Annotated in this window: 1 protein-coding gene; it reads left to right on the top strand. The window is 58.0% G+C overall.

Annotated elements, in window-relative coordinates:
* On the top strand, positions 1-796 hold a 796-nt coding region (locus EOC06_RS37065; RefSeq protein ID WP_306462385.1), incomplete at its 5' end, for a GIY-YIG nuclease family protein.
* Positions 797-1,520: the final 724 nt, after the last annotated feature.

Consider the following 1,520-nt stretch of genomic DNA (forward strand, 5'->3'; position numbering starts at 1 on the left):
GCGACCGAGGGACAACATGGCGAAACTCCCGAACAGCACAACAGACAGCACGAAAACACCGCCGCTCGAAACGGACGAGCTGCGTAAGGCCATTCGGAAGTTCTTCCGCGAAACTCTCTACGACGACCCCTCGGGTGAGAAGCGTCCCGTCGGCAGCTATCGCTGGGGAGTATACGCGTTCTACGACTACGACGGGGAGCCGATCTACGTCGGCCAGACCAAGGAGAAGGTTTCCGGCCGCGTCGGGCGCCACCTCACGAACCAGCGCACCGACGCTGTGGCGATGTCGGTGTTGGACCCTTTTGAGGTGGCGGAGATACAGGTCTGGCCACTGCCGCAGTTCGAGGCCGTGGGGTCGAAGCACTCTGACTTTAAAACGGCGAATGCGCACCTAAACGCGCTCGAGCACCTTGTCTTCACTCGGCTACGCAACGAGAGCAAGTTCAAGGCGATCCTGAATGAGAAGGACCCGCCGGCGCCGACTGTAGAAATCACCGAGCCGCCTTCCATGCGTGGTTCGATTGTCTCCGACCGGATCCAGGAGTTGAGCGGCCATCCGGACACCCGTTTGGCACGTCGGGCGCTCATCGTGTCCAAGCTGTCGCAGGTCATCTCCGAACGCGAGGTGAAGATGGGCCTTCGACGTGTGCTCGTGACCCAGACTAGGCGCATGAACTGGCTGGCGGAAAGACGCTTCGAGAAACTCGGCGGCGAGAGCCTAGTAGAGGAAGGAGCCGAGGACGAAGAGGACACAAAGGGAGACTTGGACGGGGACGGAACTGCGATTCCACACTGACGAACTGAGTGCATCGCGTCGAAAGTAGGTTAAACAACAATTATGCGCGATGCCCTTGGTCACCGTCGGCGTCGGGTCTATCTGCGTCAGGGGAATTGGGCGACACCGACCTTAGCGACGTCGCCGATCGTCAATCTCGCCGCCCAAGTTAGCGGCGTAGCCCGCCGCTTTTCTCGGCTCAAGGCGAATAGGCAAGACCACACCCAATCCGGCCCGCGCCATCCCGCCCCGCAAAAAATTCATAAAATGCGCCAACATGCATTGCGTCTCTCTCGCCGGCATTGTCGTCAAACAACACTGAAGTGTTTACTAAAAACTGTTGGGGCAGCTTGCTTAGATAGTATCCTGAAGGTTCTGCAAAAAGCTCTGGAGAGAGAAAGGCCCTTACTCTGAGGCGAGGGGCGGCCATGGCACGCTGGTGACGTTGCGATCACCGATTCCCGTGGAAGGGCAAGTGCCATGACCAAGCGAGACGTTAGACTGAGCAGAGGCGAGTTGAAAGCGTTGCATGTAGCGGTGGCAGTCACAGTTCGAATCATCCCAAGCTATCACTTTGGACGATCCCAGATTCTTGTTTTGTTCGCAATGCCCGGTGCCGCCGCGAGGTATCCTCGTGGGTCAACTGTACGTGCACGGGTTTGAGTTTGGGGCTAACCCAGCTTAGGGAAAAGACCGTATCTGCCTTCACCGTCCACGCCGGTAAAGGTCTCAATTTTGGCTAGAG

This window comes from Mesorhizobium sp. M7A.F.Ca.MR.362.00.0.0, from assembly GCF_004023175.1.
GTDB lineage: Bacteria > Pseudomonadota > Alphaproteobacteria > Rhizobiales > Rhizobiaceae > Mesorhizobium.